Genomic DNA, 16474 nt, shown 5'->3' on the forward strand with positions numbered 1-16474 from the left:
ACTCCAGGCAGGACTGGTTGTCCGGGAACCACTCCAGCAGCTGCTGGTACGTGGACGGGTAATCCACTCCCCGAACCGGATTCGCCGTCATCCACAAATCGTACTTCACCTAAGCAGATATGCAGAACACGTGTTCTACTGGAGGTGGTGGAAGGGCTACCGAGGGAGGCGCGGATGGCACAGCAGGTGGCGGCTGCTGAGACTCTGCACGTTCGGTGGTCGAGCGATCAGGCGGAGTTCGCCCAGGCCGTCCGGCCGGTCCTGACCCTCATCTGCAACCGTGCCTGGGGCGAAGACTGCTCTGATCCGGCCCCGGCTCAGCGGGCGCGGTCGGTCGAGGTGACCGAGGGGCTGTTGCGGGCGAGCGAGCGGGTCATGGGCGAGATCGAGGCGCTCGAGGTGGCGAAGGCGCGGGTCGAGGCCGATCTGCTCGCTGCGTACGGGGCGTTGCACTCGATCCAGGCGCAGCAGGTCGAGGCGCTGCCCCGGGGTGGCAGTGCTGTGCGGATGGCGGGGCTGGTCTCGCCGGAGCGGGTCGTCGCGGAGGAGATCGCGCTGGCGACCGGGGTCGGGGTCGGTGAGGTCGGTCGGCGGTTGACGTTGGCGACGGCGCCGCGGCGACACATGCGTGTCCTGGCCGCGTTGCGGGCCGGTGGCACGTCGTTGTACCGGGCGGTGCAGGTCGCGTCCGAGACGGTGCGGCTCTCGGACGTCGATGTCGCGGCCGTGGAGGAGGCGGTGCTGGCGCCGTCGCGGGACGGGCGCCCGGTGGGGCAGCGGACGTTCAGGGCGCGGCTGACGCGGGCGGTCGCCTCGGTCGACGCGCGGGGTGCGCAGGAACGGCGGGCGCACGCGCGGTCGCGGCGTGGCGTGTTCGGGCGGATGGTGCAGGACGGGATGGGCTGCCTGACGATCACGGCCGACGCGGGCACGGTCGCGGCGATCCTAGACCGGCTCGACACGCAGGCTGGCGCCGCACGAGGCTGCGGGGACCCGCGGACCCTGGACCAGCTGCGCTGCGACCTGGCCACTCACGCTCTGCTCCACCCCACGAGCGACAAGGCGGTCCCCGGCGAGTCCACGGGTGATGCCGCGGCGCGGGTGTGGCTGGTCGTGCCGTTCGAGGTCGCCAACGGCCAGAGCGACGCGGCGTGCGAGCTGCCCGGGCACGGCTGGGTCACCGCCGCCCACGCCCGCGAGCTCATGACCCGTCCCGGCTCGGTCTGGCAGACCCTGCCGGTCGACCTGCGCGACGGGCACGCGATCACCGGACCCACCAAGGCCTACCGACCGACGAAGGCGATGGTCGAGCACGTCCAGGCCGTCGACGGCACCTGCCGCGGGCCCGACTGCCAGGTCCCTGCCACCCGGTGCGACCTCGACCACGAGACGCCCTGGCCGAAGGGCGAGACAGCCGTTTCGAACCTGTTCGCCAAGCACCGGCTCCACCACAACGTCAAGACCGACGGCATCTGGACCAGCACCCAAGTCGCCGGCGACGGGCTCGAGTGGACCACCCTGACCGGCCGGACGTACACGACCTACCCCAAGAACTGGCGCGACGGCCTCGACCCACCACCGGGCATCGACAGACCACTGGATCCCGTTCAGGCAGAGAGTGACCCGCCGCCGTTCTAGGTGACGGATCAGGCGGTCGGTGCTGCTGTGACGGCGTAGTCGAGCTGACGGTCGGGGCTGCCGTCACGAGGGCCCACGATGAGGTGCTCCGTCGACGGCGGCTGACCGGGCAGTTTCCGAGAGCTGCGCTCAGCCGACCGTGATCCCGGAGGAGACGAGGCCGGCCTCGGCGAGCTCGCGCAACCGGGTGACGGCCCGCTCGCGCACCGTCCAGGGATCGATCGTGTTGACGTAGATCTTCGTGCCGCCCTCGAAGCCGGCGAGCGTGGAGATGCGCCACTTGAGCACGGCACGCAGCGGCATCGGCTGGTCGACCGATGGTGGCCTGTGGTGCCACTCCTCGTTCGACGGCACGTGGACGCCCGTCGCGGCGTGGCACGCGTGCACGAGGTCCGAGAAGTCGCGCACCTGCTCGTCGCTCAGCTCCCACGGGCAGCCCTCACCGTCGCTCACGTGCACGACGAGCGCGGGGTAGCGGTGGCCGACGCCTGCGAAGGCGACCGCGTGCTCGGTGCTCGCGACCACGAGACCCTGCTCGGCGGCATACCGGGAGCCCCAGCGTGCGTACATGTCGGGCTCGGTGCGCAGCCGTTCGATCTCGCGTTCCTTCTGCGCGCCGAGCTCGTCGATCGCGACGATCTGCTTGTGCAGGTGGTCGAAGGACGCGCCGGAGGCGGAGAGCCAGTTCTGGAAGACGGCCACGTAGCGCGCGCACTCGTTGTCACGGTAGAGGTCGCGCATCGCGCGGATCGTGAGCTCGGTAAATGCCCGATGCTCCTCCGGCGTCAGCGTTCCCGACCCCGCGAGCTGTGTGTCGTCCGTGGCGTCGTCGACGTAGTGCCGTCGGGCGATGACGACCTGGTGGTTCCCGGCGAACAGTCCCACAGCCTCGCGCGAGAGGTCCTCCTCGGCGAGCGGCTCGGCGTCAGCACCGGCAGCGGCGCGGGCTCGCATGCGGATGCGAGCGAGGGTGGTGACGTGCTCGCGGCCCTGCGGCGTGCCCAGGTATGCCGTCCGGTGGGCCTGCGACGCGGCCGTCGGCTCGAACCCGTGGCTGAGGTGCCAGTAGTCGTAGCTGAGGATCTCGAAGAGGTTCGGGATGAGCCGGAACTCCGGCACGGTCTGGTCGAGGGCTTCGGCGAGCACGCCGCGCAGGTCGCGCCAGCCGTCACCGTCGTGGATGACACGCGCGATCTCCGGGGTGGTCTCGAGCATGCGACCCCAGCAGAAGGCGCAGTGCCGGTCGTGGTCGTCCGGGTCGAGCGGCAGCGGGTGGTGGCTCGGCAGCCCGAAAGGCCTCGCCGCACGTCCCGGCAAGGTCCAGACCTTCGTCCCGGTGAGCGGGTTGACCTGTTTGATGGTGCCGTCGGGCAGGCGGACCAGGGGCTCGACCACGTCCCCAGCCTAGGTGGGCTAGCGTCGCACCGTGGCCGATGACGACACCGCTGACGTTCCCTACCGCGACCCGGCGCGGCCGGTCGAGGAGCGCCTCGAGGACCTCCTCGCCCGCATGACGCTGCCCGAGAAGGTCGGGCAGATGCTCCAGCTCGATGCCCGTGGCGATCTCGATGACATCGTGAGCGCCAAGCTGGCCGGGTCGATCCTGCACACGGCACCCGAGGACATGCCGCGCGCCATCGAGCTTGCCGCCGCGACCCGTCTCGGCATTCCCCTGCTCACCGCCGACGACTGCATCCACGGCCACTCGTTCTGGCCCGGCGCGACGATCTTCCCGACCCAGCTCGGCATGGCCTGCACGTGGGACCCCAGCCTCGTCGAGCAGGCTGCTCGGGTCACCGCCGTCGAGGTCTCGGCCACCGGCATCCACTGGACCTTCTCGCCGGTGCTCTGCATCACCCGCGACCTGCGCTGGGGCCGGGTCGGCGAGACCTTCGGCGAGGACCCCCACCTCATCGGCGAGCTCGGCGCGGCCATGGTGCGCGGCTACCAGGGTGACGGCCTGACCGACCCGACCGCGATCCTCGCCTGTGCCAAGCACTTCGCCGGCTACTCCGAGACGCAGGGCGGTCGAGACGCGAGCGAGGCGGACCTCAGCCGCCGCAAGCTCGCCTCGTGGTTCCTGCCGCCGTTCGAGCGCGCGGTGCAGCAGGGCTGTCGCACCTTCATGCTCGGCTACCAGTCCATCGACGGCGTCCCGGTGACCGCCAACGGATGGCTGCTCGATGACGTGCTCAAGCAGCAGTGGGGCTTCACCGGCACCCTCGTGACCGACTGGGACAACGTCGGCCGCATGGTGTGGGAGCAGAAGGTCTGCGCCGACGACGTCGAAGCAGCGACGGTCGCCGTCCGCGCCGGCAACGACCTCGTCATGACGACGCCCGCCTTCTTCGAGGCAGCGCAGGAAGCCGTGGCCCGAAACCTGTTGGACGAGAAGCAGATCGATGAAGCGGTGCGTCGTATCCTGCGGGTCAAGCTCGAGCTCGGACTCTTCGAGAACCCGCGCCCACCCGACCGCGACCGCCAGGCCGCCGTCGTCGGCTCCGCCGAGCACGCCCGGCTCAACCTCGACGTCGCGCGCCGCTCGCTCGTCCTGCTCACCAACGACGGCACCCTGCCGTATGCGGCCGCTGACGCCACCGACGGGCCCGACGTCCCCTCCCGCACGGTCGCCGTCCTCGGCCCCAACGCCGACGACCCCCAGGCCAACCTCGGCGACTGGGCGGGCGCGTCCGGCCAGGTCGACTGGATGCCCGACGGCCACCCCCGCCACACGGTCGAGACCGTCCTCGACGGCTTCCGTGCCGTCGTGCCCCGGGGCTGGGCCGTGTCCCACGCCCGTGGCGCCGAGATCGAGCAGCTCGTGCCCGACCCCGACGGGCCGTTCCTGCCTGACGGCCAGCCCCGCCCGCCCATCTCGACCGCGGCGCCCGTCGACCCCGCCCAGCTCGAGGAGGCGGTCGCCACGGCCCGGTCCGCAGACCTGGCCGTCGTCGTGCTCGGCGACACGATGGCGCTCACGGGAGAAGGCTGCTCGACCGCGACACTGGAGCTGCAGGGCGGCCAGGTCGCCCTTCTCGACGCGGTGGTGGCCAGCGGCACCCCGACGGTCGTGGTCCTCCTCCACACCAAGCCCGCCGTCCTGCCGCCCAGCGCCCTCGAGGCAGCAGCGGTCATCGAGGCCTTCAGTCCGGGCATGCGCGGCGGTCGTGCGGTGGCCGAGCTCGTGCTCGGCCACATCGAGCCGTCCGGGCGTCTGCCGCTCTCGATCCCGCGGCACGTCGGTCAGCAGCCCACCTACTACAACCAGGTGCGTGGCCAGCACGGCAACCGCTACGCCGACCTCACGCAGGACCCGCAGTTCGTCTTCGGCGAGGGGCTCACCTACACGACGACCACGTGGTCCGACCTCAGCATCACCGCGGGGCCCGACGTCACGGCGGCTGACACCGTCCGGGCCACCGTGACCGTCACCAACGAGGGCGAGCGCCCCGCGCACGAGGTCGTGCAGGCGTACGTCCACGACGTCGTCACGAGCGTCACGTGGGCAACCAAGGAGCTCAAGGCATTCCGCCGCGTCGTCGTGCCAGCCCACGAGTCGGTCACCGTCGAGATCGAGGTCCCGGTCGCTGGCTGCACGATCGTCGACGCCCAGGCACGCCGTGTCGTCGAGCCGGGCGAGTTCGAGCTGCTCGTGGGCCCGAGCTCGCGCGACGCGGACCTCCTCCGAGTCCCGTTCACCGTCCGCAACGTCACCCGCCACCCCACCCAAGGAGCATGATGCGCGCAGCACGAGTCACGTCCCTCGACGGGCCCGCCAGCCTCGTGGTCGGAGACGTGCCCGAGCCGACCCTCGAACCGGGCCACGTGCTCGTCGACGTCCACGAGGCCGGGGTCAGCTTTCCCGACGTGCTGATGAGCAAGGGGCTCTACCAGATGCGCCCCGACCTGCCCTTCGTGGCGGGCGCGGAGTGCGCCGGTGTCGTGCGCGAGGCAGCCTCCGGGAGTGCCTTCCGCCCGGGCGACCGCGTCGCGGCGTTCCCGGTGCTCGGTGCCTTCGCCGAGACGGTCGCCGTGCCCGAGGCGATGGTCTTCCCGCTGCCCGACTCCGTCGGGTTCGACGTGGGTGCGGCGCTCCCGATGAACTACCTGACCGTCCACTTCGCCCTCACCCGCAGAGGTCAGCTCGAGCGCGGCGAGGTCGTGCTCGTCCACGGTGCCGCGGGCGGTATCGGCACCGCAGCGATCCAGCTCGCGAGAGCCATGGACGCCCGCGTCATCGCCGTCGTCTCTTCTGCCGACAAGGTCGCCACCGCCGAGGCGGCGGGCGCCCATCACGTCGTGCTCGTGGACGAGTTCCTCACCCAGGCAAAGCAGCTCACCGATGGCCGAGGCGTCGATGTCGTCGTCGACCCCGTCGGCGGCGACCGGTTCACCGACAGCCTGCGCAGCCTCGCCCCCGAGGGCCGGCTCCTCGTCATCGGGTTCACCGCCGGCCAGATCCCCGAGGTCAAGGTCAACCGGCTGCTGCTGGGCAACACGAGCGTCGTCGGCGTCGGCTGGGGTGCCTTCTGGATGCCCGACCCGAGCTACCTGCGCACCCAGTGGGACGCGATCCTCCCGCTTCTCGAGAACGGGGCGCTGGACCCCGCGATCGGCACGCGCCACCCCCTCGACGACGTCACCGCGGCGCTCACCGAGATCGACGAGCGTCGCGCCCGGGGCAAGGTGACGCTCACGGTGCGATGACGCGGACGTGCGAGCGTCGGACGTTGGCGCCGGCGCCGAGGACGCGCGCACCCTCTAGGGTCAGCCGTATGCCGCCTCGTTCCCCCAACCGTGTCCTCGTCACGGGTGCCGCGTCGGGTCTCGGCCTCTCGCTCGTGCGTGCCTTCGTCGCCCGCGGCGACCACGTGCTCGCGACGGACGTTCAGGCCGAGCGGCCGGACGTGCTCCCGGCCGCTGCCGGCTACCTGGCCCTCGACGTGCGCAGCGACGAGGCGTGGGCGGCGGCGCTCGCCCACGTGCGCCAGACGTGGGGTGGGCTCGACCTGCTCGTCAACAACGCCGGTGTCGCGGCGGGTGGACGCATCGACGTCGCGAGCATGGACGAGTGGCACTGGATCGTCGACATCAACCTTCTCGGGGTCGTGCGCGGCTGCCGCACCTTCACGCCCCTCCTCAAGGAGCAGGGCAGCGGCCACATCGTCAACACGGCCTCGCTCGCCGGGCTCGTGCACGCCCCGGGCATGTCGGCCTACAACACCGTCAAGGCCGGGGTCGTCGCGCTGAGCGAGACGTTGTCGCACGAGCTCGCACCGCACGGCGTCGCCGTCTCGGTCGTGTGCCCGTCGTTCTTCCGCACCAACCTCGGCGCCTCGTTCCAGGGCGCCGACGCCGAGATGGAGGATGCCGGCAAGAAGATGGTGAGCGGCTCGCGACGTTCGGCCGACGAGGTGGCCGCCGTCGTCGTCCGGGGCATCGACGCCCGCAAGGATGTCATCCTCACTGATCGCGATGGTCAGATCGCTTGGCGGGCAAAGCGATTCGTACGCCCTGCCTACACGGCAGTGATGAAGCGAGCGGCTCGACGGGTTGCGCAGGGGCGCTGACCGGCTACTGCTTCGCTGCCCGCCGCACGTCGACCTCGGCCGGCGAACGGGCTCCGAGCACGCCCTCGAGACTGGCTCGCAACAACCGTGCCGCGGCGGAATCTCCGACGTCGAACGTGCGGCTGAGGTCCGGCTCGTCGTCGGCCGCCCAGCCGAGCTCGAGCAGGGACCGCTGCTGCTCTCGCGTCAGGTCGGTGAGCCCCTCGAACTCGGTGTCGGCGATGCACTCCAGGGCGACGAGGCCGCCGAGCCGCCGCGCCTGCACGAAGACGTCCGGCACGTGGGTCGGCTCCCCGTGCGGCGTGGTGTTGGGACGCCACCGGCGGTGGCGTGACGGAGCCCGCTCGGCGGCATACGTGCTCGAGGCGCGCGACTGCACGTGGACGGTGAAGGTCACCCACTCGTCGTCGGTGAGCGCGGCCAGGTCGGCGGCCACCCGTGCGGTCCAGGCGTCCCACGTCTCGTCGAGGGGATCGACCGGGTCGGTCATGCCGGCACCGGCACCGCGGTCTCCATGAGGCGGCGGAGGTGGTCGGGGATCGGGGTGGACCGACGCGTCGTGGCGTCGATCTCGACGTGGACCCAGTGGCCGAGCGCCTTGATGGCCGGGTCGGCCTCACCCGTGGTGGGGTGCTCGGGGTCGACGAACAGGCCGAGCTGGTAGGTGACGCTGCTCGTGCCGATGCGCGTCACCCGGATGCCGACGACGAGCGGGGCCGGGAAGGCGACCTCCGCGTAGAAGGCGCAGCCCGACTCGGCGACGACGCCCTGGGTCGCGTCGGTCAGCGGGTCGACCGTCACGTGCTCGGCCTGCCAGCCGTTGATCGCCGAATCGAAGAGCTCGTAGTAGACCGCGTTGTTGAGGTGGCCGTACATGTCGTTGTCGGACCACCGGGTCGTGACCTGCCGGTGGACCGGGAAGTCCTCGAGCGTCAGGTCGCGGGGGTCGGGCGCACTGGGCATGCCCCCATCCTGCCCGAGCCTGTGGACGAGGCCCGGCCGTGTCGGTGCCCGAACGTAGAGTGCTGAGGTGGCGTGGAGCGTGGGGCGGGCGACGTGGGTCGGTGAGGTCACCGACCCCGACATCTCCCAGCAGGTCGGCACGCGCACCTTCGACCGCGGTCAGGCGTATGCCGCCGAGCGCCGGGTGCGCTCGCTGGCCACCCGTCCCGACGGGCTGATGCTCCTCGGCACCATCGAGGGCAGCGGGTCCGAGACCTACCAGACGATCATCGAGGCGCGGCCCCACCCCAAGGGCCGGGCCCACCTGTGGAACGGCCGGTGCAGCTGCCCGGTCGGCACCGACTGCAAGCACGTCGTCGCCCTGATGCTGACCGCCCGCGACGTCGCGCACGGTGTCGTCGTCGGGCCACCCGACGATGCCGCGGCCACGGCGGGCGACGACACCGCTGTCGCCGTGCAAGCGGCCAGCACGCCCGGTCTCGCGGTGCCGCCGCACTGGGCCGACGTGCTCGGCCACATCCGGCCGCGGCGGGCCGAGCCCGAGCCGACGGCCTCCCGTCCCGAGCCACGCGGCGACCTCATGCCGGCGGGCCTGTTCGTCGACACCGTCTACCGCGACGCGCGTGGGCGCCGCGGCGTCCCCGAGCTGAGCTACGGCCTGCGACCCACCCGCTGGACCCGCGCCGGCACCTGGCACCGCACGCTGTCCTGGCACGACGCCCTGCCGCAGTGGCGCCCGGGCATCCGCTTCCTGCCCGAGCACGAGCGCATCATGGGCCGGCTGCACGACGTCGCCCGCCACGGCTCCGGGGGCACCACCTACTTCTCCGCCACGCCGCCCCTCTCGCTCGACGCCGGCCCCGAGGTGTGGCCGCTGCTTCGCGAGGCGCGCGGCGCAGGCATCCAGATCCTGCCCGGCGAGGGCGTCACGGGCCCGGTCCACCTCGTCGACGACGCCGCCACCCTCGTGCTCCTGGTCAAGCGTGCCGCCGACGGCACGGGCGACCTCGACCTCGACGTCGAGATCGACGGGCTGCCGCCCGAGGCCACCGGCGAGCGGCTGCTGCTCGGCGACCCCGTGCACGCCGTGGCTGTCGAGGGGGAGGACGGCGAGCTCACCTTCGTGCCGCTCGAGCAGGAGCTCGACCTCGGGCCGGCCGCCCTCGAGTCGGCGCTCGCCGGTCTGCGGGTTCCCGCCGACGAGCGGGCCCGCTTCCTGCGCTCCGTCGTGCCGGGCCTGCGGCAGCGGCTGCGCATCCGCTCCGAGGTGCCGCTGCCGGCCCCCGAGGTGACAGAGGCGGCCTCACCCGAGGTGGTGACGGTGCACGTCCGCGTCGTCAGCGACGTGCCGGGCGAGGTGCGCCTCGACCTCGGCCACGCGTACGACGGGCACCCGCGGCCGTTCACGACCGCGCGTTTCGGCACTGTGGGCGGTCGTGACCGTGACGCCGAGGCGGTGGCCGTGCGGGCGGCGACCTCGCTCCGCCAGGTGCCCGGTGCGCTGCGCTCCGACCTCGGCGGCCACCCCTACCTCGTGCCGCGGGTGGTGCTCACCGGGCTGCAGGCTGCGCGCTTCGTCGGCGACACCCTCGCCGAGCTCGAGTCCGACGAGCACGTCACCGTCGAGGTCGACGGCGACCTGCCGCCCTACGAGGAGGTGACCTCCGCGCCCGTCGTGCGGCTCGGCACCGGCGAGCGCGGCGAACAGACGGGTGCGGGCGAGCGGCGTGAGCAGGCCGACCCGGGGGACTGGTTCGACCTCCACGTCTCGGTCGAGGTCGACGGCGAGGACGTCCCCTTCGAGCCGCTCTTCGCCGCGATCGCCCGTGGCGACGAGATCATGCTCCTCGACTCCGGGTCGTTCTTCCGACTCGACCGTCCCGAGCTGCTGCGGCTGCGCGACCTCATCGAGGAGGCCCGCGAGATCGCCGACCCCGAGACGGGCGAGCTGCGCCTGAGCGCCCACCACGCCGACCTCTGGGACGAGCTCGTCGCGCTCGGAGTCGTCGACGAGCAGAGCGCGCGGTGGGCCGCCAGCGTCGAGGCGCTCGGGTCCCTCGAATCCGGACCCCTCGCCGACGTGCCGCCCGACCTCAAGGCGACGCTGCGCCCCTACCAGCTCGACGGGTTCCGCTGGCTGGCCCGGCTGTGGGACGCCCGCATCGGCGGCATCCTCGCCGACGACATGGGCCTCGGCAAGACGCTCCAGGTCATCGCGACCCTCGTGCGTGCCCACGACCGTGGCGAGCTCGGGTCGACCGGTGCCGATGCCCGCGGTCCCGTGCTCGTCGTCGCCCCGACCAGCGTCGTCGGCACGTGGATGGGCGAGCTCGAGACCTTCGCACCCCACCTCGCGGCGGTCGCCGTCACCGCGACCGAGCGCAAGCGCGGGGTTCCCCTCGCCGACCTCGTCTCCGGCGCCGAGGTCGTCATCACCTCGTATGCCGTCCTGCGCCTCGACGAGGCGGCGTTCCGCGGCGTGCGGTGGGGTGGAGTCGTGCTCGACGAGGCCCAGTTCGTCAAGAACCGCCAGGCCAAGACCCACGTCGCGGCGCGACGGCTCGGCGCCCCGTTCACCATCGCCGTCACCGGCACGCCGCTCGAGAACTCCCTCATGGACCTCTGGTCGCTGCTGTCGCTCACGGCGCCCGGGCTCTACCCGCGGCCCGACGTCTTCACGAAGAGCTACCGCAAGCCCATCGAGTCCGGCGAGCGGCCCGAGCTGCTCGACCTGCTGCGCCGGCGCATCCGTCCGCTCATGCTCCGCCGCACCAAGGAGCAGGTCGCGATCGACCTGCCGCCCAAGCAGATCCAGGTGGTCGCCCTCGATCCGCACCCCGTCCACCGGCACATCTACGACCAGCACCTCCAGCGCGAGCGGCAGCGGGTGCTCGGGCTGCTCGACGACCCCGAGTCCAACCGCGTCGCGATCCTCGCGGCGCTCACCCGGCTGCGGCAGCTGGCCCTCGACCCCGTCCTGGTCGACGAGGTGCACGCGGGCAAGGGCACCGCCTCGAAGATCGAGTTCCTCGTCGACCAGCTGCGCGAGCTCGCCGCCGAGGGCCACCGCGCCCTCGTGTTCAGCCAGTTCACCGGGTTCCTGCGCATCGTCGAGAGCGCACTGACCCGCGCCGGCATCGACACGGCATACCTCGACGGGTCGACCACCGACCGACAGTCCGTCGTGCGCGGCTTCCGCGAGGGCGACGCGACGGCGTTCCTGATCAGCCTCAAGGCCGGCGGCTTCGGGCTCACGCTCACCGAGGCCGACTACGTCTACGTGCTCGACCCCTGGTGGAACCCTGCCGCCGAGGCCCAGGCCATCGACCGAGCGCACCGCATCGGGCAGAACCGGCCCGTCACCGTCTACCGCCTCGTGTCGGCGTCCACCATCGAGGAGAAGGTCGTCGCCCTGCAGGAGCGCAAGCGCGACCTCTTCCAGCGGGTCGTCGACGAGGGCGGGTCGCTGTCGGGTGCCATCACCGCCGGCGACGTGCGCGACCTGCTCGGCCTGCCCTGAGACGCCTGGCGCCCCTCTGCGCGCGAGGTGGACAATCGGGCTCGTGACCCAGACCTTCACGCTCGACGAGCTCGCGGCCCACGAGTCCAGCCTCGTCTTCGACCGGTTCGACGACGACACCGCCTGGCGACTGGGGGTCGCGCTGCGCGATGCTGCCAGTGCCGCCGGACACCCGGTGGCGATCTCGATCCGTCGCAACGGCCAGCGCCTTTTCCATGCGGCGCTCCCCGGTGCCTCCGCCGACAACGACGGATGGCTCGAGCGCAAGAGCGCCGTCGTCGACCGCTACGGCCAGTCGTCCCTGCGCGTCGGAGAGGGCTTCCGGTCGAGGGGCAAGTCGTTCGAGGAGGACTCGCGTCTCGACCCGGGGGCGTACGCCGCCCATGGCGGGGCGTTCCCGGTCAACGTGCGCGACGTCGGCTGCGTCGGCAACATCGCGGTGTCGGGCCTGCCGCAGGTCGAGGACCACCGCCTCGTCATCGAGGTGCTGCAGGCGTTTCTCGAGAAGGCCTGAGCCACAAGGGTTTGACCTCAAGCAGGCTTGAGGTCCGAGAGTGGAGAAGTGGGTACGAGACCCACAGCCCGTGCTCGCGGACACCCCTGTCGACGGCAGTTTGCCCCGGCATAGAGTGGGCGGAGCCGGATGGTCTCCAGAAAGGAACGACAAGTGGCTTACACACTTCCCGATCTCGACTACGACTACGCAGCCCTCGAGCCCCACATCAGTGCTCGCATCATGGAGCTGCACCACAGCAAGCACCACAAGGCCTACGTCGACGGCGCCAACGCCGCGGTCACCAAGCTCGAGGAGCTTCGCGAGTCGGGTGACTACGCCGCCCTGAACGGCGTCGAGAAGAACCTCGCCTTCCACCTCGGCGGGCACACGAACCACTCCGTCTTCTGGAAGAACATGAGCCCCGACGGCGGCGGGCAGCCCGAGGGCGAGGTCAAGGCCGCGATCGACGAGTACTTCGGCGGCTTCGAGAAGTTCCAGGCGCACTTCAACGCCAACGCCAACGCCATCCAGGGCTCCGGCTGGTCGATCCTGGCGTGGGACACCATCTCGGCGCGGCCGCACATCATGCAGCTGTTCGACCAGCAGGGCAACATCCCTGTCGGCCAGATCCCGCTGCTCCAGCTCGACATGTGGGAGCACGCCTTCTACCTGCAGTACGAGAACGTCAAGGCCGACTACGTCAAGGCCTGGTGGAACGTCGTCAACTGGCAGGACGTCGCCGCCCGCCTCGAGCGCGCCAAGGCCACCACGGGACTCATCGTCCCGGCCTGAACACCGCGCACACGAGAAGGGCGGGCACCGCGAGGTGCCCGCCCTTTCGTCATGCTCAGGCGGGCGTGCGCACGCTGCCCTTGCGCCACCACAGGACGAACAGCGGCGCGAGGAGCACGAGCACGCCGACGAGGGCGGTGAAGGCGGTGCCGATCCCGTCGAGGTCGCCGGGTTGGCCGATGCCGTCGTAGAAGAGCCCGAAGCGGACCAGGAGCGCCACCGCAACGAGGACGACGACGAGGATGACGGCAACGGCCTGGTCCGTGCTCGTGCGCTTCGTCGCGCCGTGCAGGACGTGGAGGATGCCGAGAGCCAGGGGGACGGCGATGAAGAGGCTGATGTAGAGGGCGAACCCCATGATGCCGATCTGCACGAGGATGCTGACGACCCCGTGTTGCTGGATGAACGACAGGATCGCCGATATCGCGGCGATCGCCCCGGTCACCGCCTCGTAGACCCGGTTGCCCGTCTCGACGGCGTGCAGCGCTCGCTCGGGTAGTCCGGCCTCTCGGGCATCGGGGGCGTCATCGGCCACGCGAGGATTCTCGCGCGAACCGTCACCCGACGTCAGGCGAATCGCCACATGGGGGGTGAGCGGCCGTGCCGGCTCAATCACTGGGACGCACCAGACGGTCGATGACGCCGAGCAGCAGGGCTTCGCGCAGCGGCGGTGGCACGGCATCGAGCAGCGCGTTGACGGGAGCCATCCGCTCGGGCAGCTCGACCGCTCCGTCGCCCCCGGCGAGACCTGCCGCGGCGAGCAGTCCCGCGAACGTCGCCTCGTCAAGGGTGGCCGGGTCGATCGCCGACGCCATCGCGACCAGGTCGGACGGCACCGCCACGGGGCCTGCCGCCCGCGCCGAGGCCGTGGCAGCGATGAGGTCTGCGACGATCTGCGCAGACGAGGCCGCGGTCGCCGCGCTGAAGGTGAGGTGCAGCGTGGCCGGCAGGTCGCGGAAGCGCATCTGCGGCTGGACGTACCACCCGCGCGCGAGCATCTCGTCGCTGACCGTGAAGACGTCGCACGTGTCGTCGGTGACGAGTGAGAGCAGGGTGGAGTCCGGCGGCGCCGCCACCGACAGCCCGGGTATGCCGGCGACCGCGGCCGCGAGGTCGAGCGTGGCCTGCCGCGCCTGCCGGGCGAGGTCGGCGTAGCGCTCGGGCCCGATGTGGTGCACGACGGCCCACGCTGCGGCGAGGGGCCCGCCGGACTTCGTCGACTGGGCCGTGGTGTTGAGCATCGTGTAGCCGGGCCAGCGCGCCGACGCGAAGAGGTGCGTGCGGCGCAGCTCGGCCGAGGCGTGGAGCAGCACCGACACGCCCTTCGGCGTGTAGGCGTACTTGTGCAGGTCGAGCGACAGGCTCGTGACGCCCGGCACCGCGAAGTTCCAGGCCGCCTTGTCGGACTCGGAGGCCTGCAGGTGGGGGAGTACCCAGCCGCCGATGCAGGCGTCGACGTGGCAGCGCACGCCGGCCGCTGCTGCGGCTGCCGCGATCGGCTCGACCGGGTCGATGACGCCGTGGGCGTACGACGGCGCGGACGCGACGACGAGGACGGTGCGCTCGTCGATGGCGGCGGCGACGGCGTCGGCGTCGGCTCGCTTGCTGACGGGGTCGACGTCGACGAGCACCGCCTCGACGCCCAGCCAGTGCGCGGCCTTGTGGAAGGCGGCGTGCGCCGTGGTCGGCAGCACCATCCGGGGCTCGACCACGTCGGGCCGTGCGTCGCGCGCGGCGAGGACGGCGAGGAAGATGGACTCCGTGCCGCCGGACGTGACGACGCCGGCGAAACCCTTTGGGGCGTCGACGAGTCCGCCCGCGATGCCGACCAAGTCGTTCTCCATCCGGAGCAGCGACGGGAACGCCGTGGGGTCCAGACCGTTCGTGGACGAGAACGCCGCGAGGGCCTCCCGGCCGATGGCATCGGCCGTCGCCAGCCCCGAGTCGTAGACGTAGGCGAGCGTGCGTCCGCCGTGCGTCGGCAGGTCGCGCGCCCGCAGCGCAGCCAGCGCCTCCCGGATCTCGTCGTGCTCCATCGTCGTCATCGCTCTCACGTCCCTTCCCCCGGTCGATGTATCCGGCTGTCACCGGCGACCGTGGAATACATCGAAGCGGGGGAGGGAAAGGCGCGGAGGGTGAGGAGGGAGAGGGCGACGAGCGCGGCCGGCACGAGGGAGAAGCCGACGACGATCGCCGTGAGGGTGCGCTCGCCCTGCAGGACGACCACGCCGGCGCCGGAGGACTCGTAGCCCCCGACGGCCAGCACGGCGGCATACGCGGCTGGGCCGAGCGCGAGGCCCAGGGTCTCGCCCGCCGTCCAGATGCCGGTGTAGACCCCGACTCTGCTGCGAGCGTCGTCGTTGCGGCTCGCGACGTCCGCGAGCATGGCCAGCGGGAACATCTGCGCGCCGGCGTAGCCGATGCCGATGACCGCGACGCAGGCGTAGACGACTCCTTCGGGCAGGGAGCGCAGCAGGAGGAGCGCGAGCGCTCCGCCGCCGAGCAGCACGGAGGCCGCGGCGTAGCCCGCCTTCTTGCCGCGCGCCGTGCCGAAACGCTGCCAGAGGGGCGTGACCAGGAGCGCCGGGGCGACGAAGCACACGAAGAGCAGCGTCGCGGAGAGCGGGGTGCCGATCACCCAGCGGGCCACGTAGTCGACCCCGGCGAGCATGGCTCCGGTCGCGAGCGCCTGGACGACGAACGTCGTGAGCAGTAGTCGGAACGGCCTGTCGGAGCTGATGATCCGCAGCTGGTCACGGAAGCCGGCGCTGGTGACGGCCTCGCGCCTGACGGGTGCCGCCCGCGTTCCCCGCCACGCTCCCCACGCCCCGAGGGCGATGAGAGCCGCGACGAAGAGACCGACGGCGCGGTAGCCCCAGTCAGGCCCGAGCGCGTCACGGATGGCCGGCGACGCGCCTCCGCTGACGAGGATCGCGAGGGCGAGGACGGCGACGCGCCAGGTCATGAGGCGCGTGCGCTCGTCGTAGTCGTCGGTGATCTCGGCGGGCATGGCGACGTAGGGCACCTGGAAGAAGCTGTAGGCCGTTGCGCACGCGAGGTAGGCCACGGCCACCCAGCCAGCGGCGAGCCACGTGGGTGCGGTCGGCCCGAGGAAGAGGAGGGCGAAGGCCGCGGCGAGGAGGAGTCCGGCACGGATGAGGAAGGGGCGCCGTCGGCCGTCCGGGTGGGTCGAGCGGTCGCTGATGCGCCCGGCGACCGGATTGAGCAGCACGTCCCAGGCCTTGGGAGCGAAGACGATGACGCCCGCGACGGCCGGGTAGATGCCGAGGCGGTCGGTGAGGTAGGGCAGCAGGAGCAGGCCCGGCACCGTGCCGAAGGACCCGGTAGCGACCGAGCCGAGACCGTAGCCCCGTCGGACGGCGGCGGTGAGGGGCGGGCCCGAGGCGGGCGACGGCGCCGAGGTCATGAGCGCACCCTAGTGAGCGGGGCGCCGGGAAGTGGGCACTCGATGGGGTTCGGCGTCGGGAAGTGGGC

At 71.8% G+C, this 16474-nt stretch carries 13 protein-coding genes; 7 read left to right on the forward strand and 6 right to left on the reverse strand.

The window, feature by feature from the left end; genetic code table 11:
• Positions 1-174 precede the first annotated feature (174 nt).
• Positions 175-1638, forward strand: coding sequence for a DUF222 domain-containing protein (locus AB4091_RS19535; RefSeq protein WP_442294113.1), 1464 nt, complete (start codon positions 175-177; stop codon positions 1636-1638).
• Positions 1639-1767: 129 nt separating this feature from the next.
• On the opposite strand, the gene AB4091_RS19540 is transcribed toward AB4091_RS19535, so the two are convergent.
• Positions 1768-3033: a DUF4921 family protein gene (locus AB4091_RS19540; protein WP_442294115.1), complete on the reverse strand. Its 1266-nt coding sequence runs from the start codon at positions 3031-3033 to the stop codon at positions 1768-1770.
• Between the two features lie 31 nt (positions 3034-3064).
• Here AB4091_RS19540 and AB4091_RS19545 point away from each other — a divergent pair, with 31 nt between their 5' ends.
• From AB4091_RS19545 to AB4091_RS19555, 3 genes are all read left to right on the forward strand, one after another.
• Positions 3065-5377 carry a glycoside hydrolase family 3 N-terminal domain-containing protein gene (locus AB4091_RS19545; RefSeq protein ID WP_442294117.1) on the forward strand — a complete coding sequence of 771 codons (2313 nt, stop codon included), beginning with the start codon at positions 3065-3067 and terminating at the stop codon, positions 5375-5377.
• Entirely contained in the window at positions 5377-6345 is a 969-nt protein-coding gene (locus tag AB4091_RS19550) for an NADPH:quinone oxidoreductase family protein (protein ID WP_442294119.1), read from the forward strand. The genes AB4091_RS19545 and AB4091_RS19550 overlap by 1 nt, the downstream gene beginning before the upstream one ends.
• A gap of 68 nt (positions 6346-6413) precedes the next feature.
• Positions 6414-7208: an SDR family NAD(P)-dependent oxidoreductase gene (locus AB4091_RS19555; RefSeq protein WP_442294121.1), complete on the forward strand. Its 795-nt coding sequence runs from the start codon at positions 6414-6416 to the stop codon at positions 7206-7208.
• A 4-nt stretch (positions 7209-7212) separates the two neighbouring features.
• On the opposite strand, the gene AB4091_RS19560 is transcribed toward AB4091_RS19555, so the two are convergent.
• Positions 7213-7698: a hypothetical protein gene (locus AB4091_RS19560; protein WP_442294123.1), complete on the reverse strand. Its 486-nt coding sequence runs from the start codon at positions 7696-7698 to the stop codon at positions 7213-7215.
• Entirely contained in the window at positions 7695-8171 is a 477-nt protein-coding gene (locus tag AB4091_RS19565) for an acyl-CoA thioesterase (protein WP_442294125.1), read from the reverse strand. The genes AB4091_RS19560 and AB4091_RS19565 overlap by 4 nt, the downstream gene beginning before the upstream one ends.
• Before the next feature lie 67 nt (positions 8172-8238).
• Here AB4091_RS19565 and AB4091_RS19570 point away from each other — a divergent pair, with 67 nt between their 5' ends.
• From AB4091_RS19570 to AB4091_RS19580, 3 genes are all read left to right on the forward strand, one after another.
• Entirely contained in the window at positions 8239-11691 is a 3453-nt protein-coding gene (locus AB4091_RS19570) for a DEAD/DEAH box helicase (protein ID WP_442294127.1), read from the forward strand.
• A gap of 43 nt (positions 11692-11734) precedes the next feature.
• Positions 11735-12205 carry a heme-degrading domain-containing protein gene (locus AB4091_RS19575; protein WP_442294129.1) on the forward strand — a complete coding sequence of 157 codons (471 nt, stop codon included), beginning with the start codon at positions 11735-11737 and terminating at the stop codon, positions 12203-12205.
• 129 nt (positions 12206-12334) lie between these two features.
• On the forward strand, positions 12335-12979 hold the full coding sequence (locus tag AB4091_RS19580) for a superoxide dismutase (RefSeq protein WP_442294131.1): 645 nt from the start codon (positions 12335-12337) through the stop codon (positions 12977-12979).
• A gap of 55 nt (positions 12980-13034) precedes the next feature.
• On the opposite strand, the gene AB4091_RS19585 is transcribed toward AB4091_RS19580, so the two are convergent.
• From AB4091_RS19585 to AB4091_RS19595, 3 genes are all read right to left on the reverse strand, one after another.
• Positions 13035-13514 (reverse strand): hypothetical protein, encoded by a 480-nt coding sequence (locus AB4091_RS19585; RefSeq protein WP_442294133.1) that lies wholly within the window; start codon positions 13512-13514, stop codon positions 13035-13037.
• A 73-nt stretch (positions 13515-13587) separates the two neighbouring features.
• Positions 13588-15024, reverse strand: coding sequence for a pyridoxal phosphate-dependent decarboxylase family protein (locus tag AB4091_RS19590; RefSeq protein ID WP_442294135.1), 1437 nt, complete (start codon positions 15022-15024; stop codon positions 13588-13590).
• 5 nt (positions 15025-15029) lie between these two features.
• Entirely contained in the window at positions 15030-16406 is a 1377-nt protein-coding gene (locus tag AB4091_RS19595; RefSeq protein ID WP_442294137.1) for an MFS transporter, read from the reverse strand.
• Positions 16407-16474 lie beyond the last annotated feature (68 nt).

This window comes from Terrabacter sp. 2RAF25, assembly GCF_052115265.1.
Classification (GTDB): domain Bacteria; phylum Actinomycetota; class Actinomycetes; order Actinomycetales; family Dermatophilaceae; genus Terrabacter.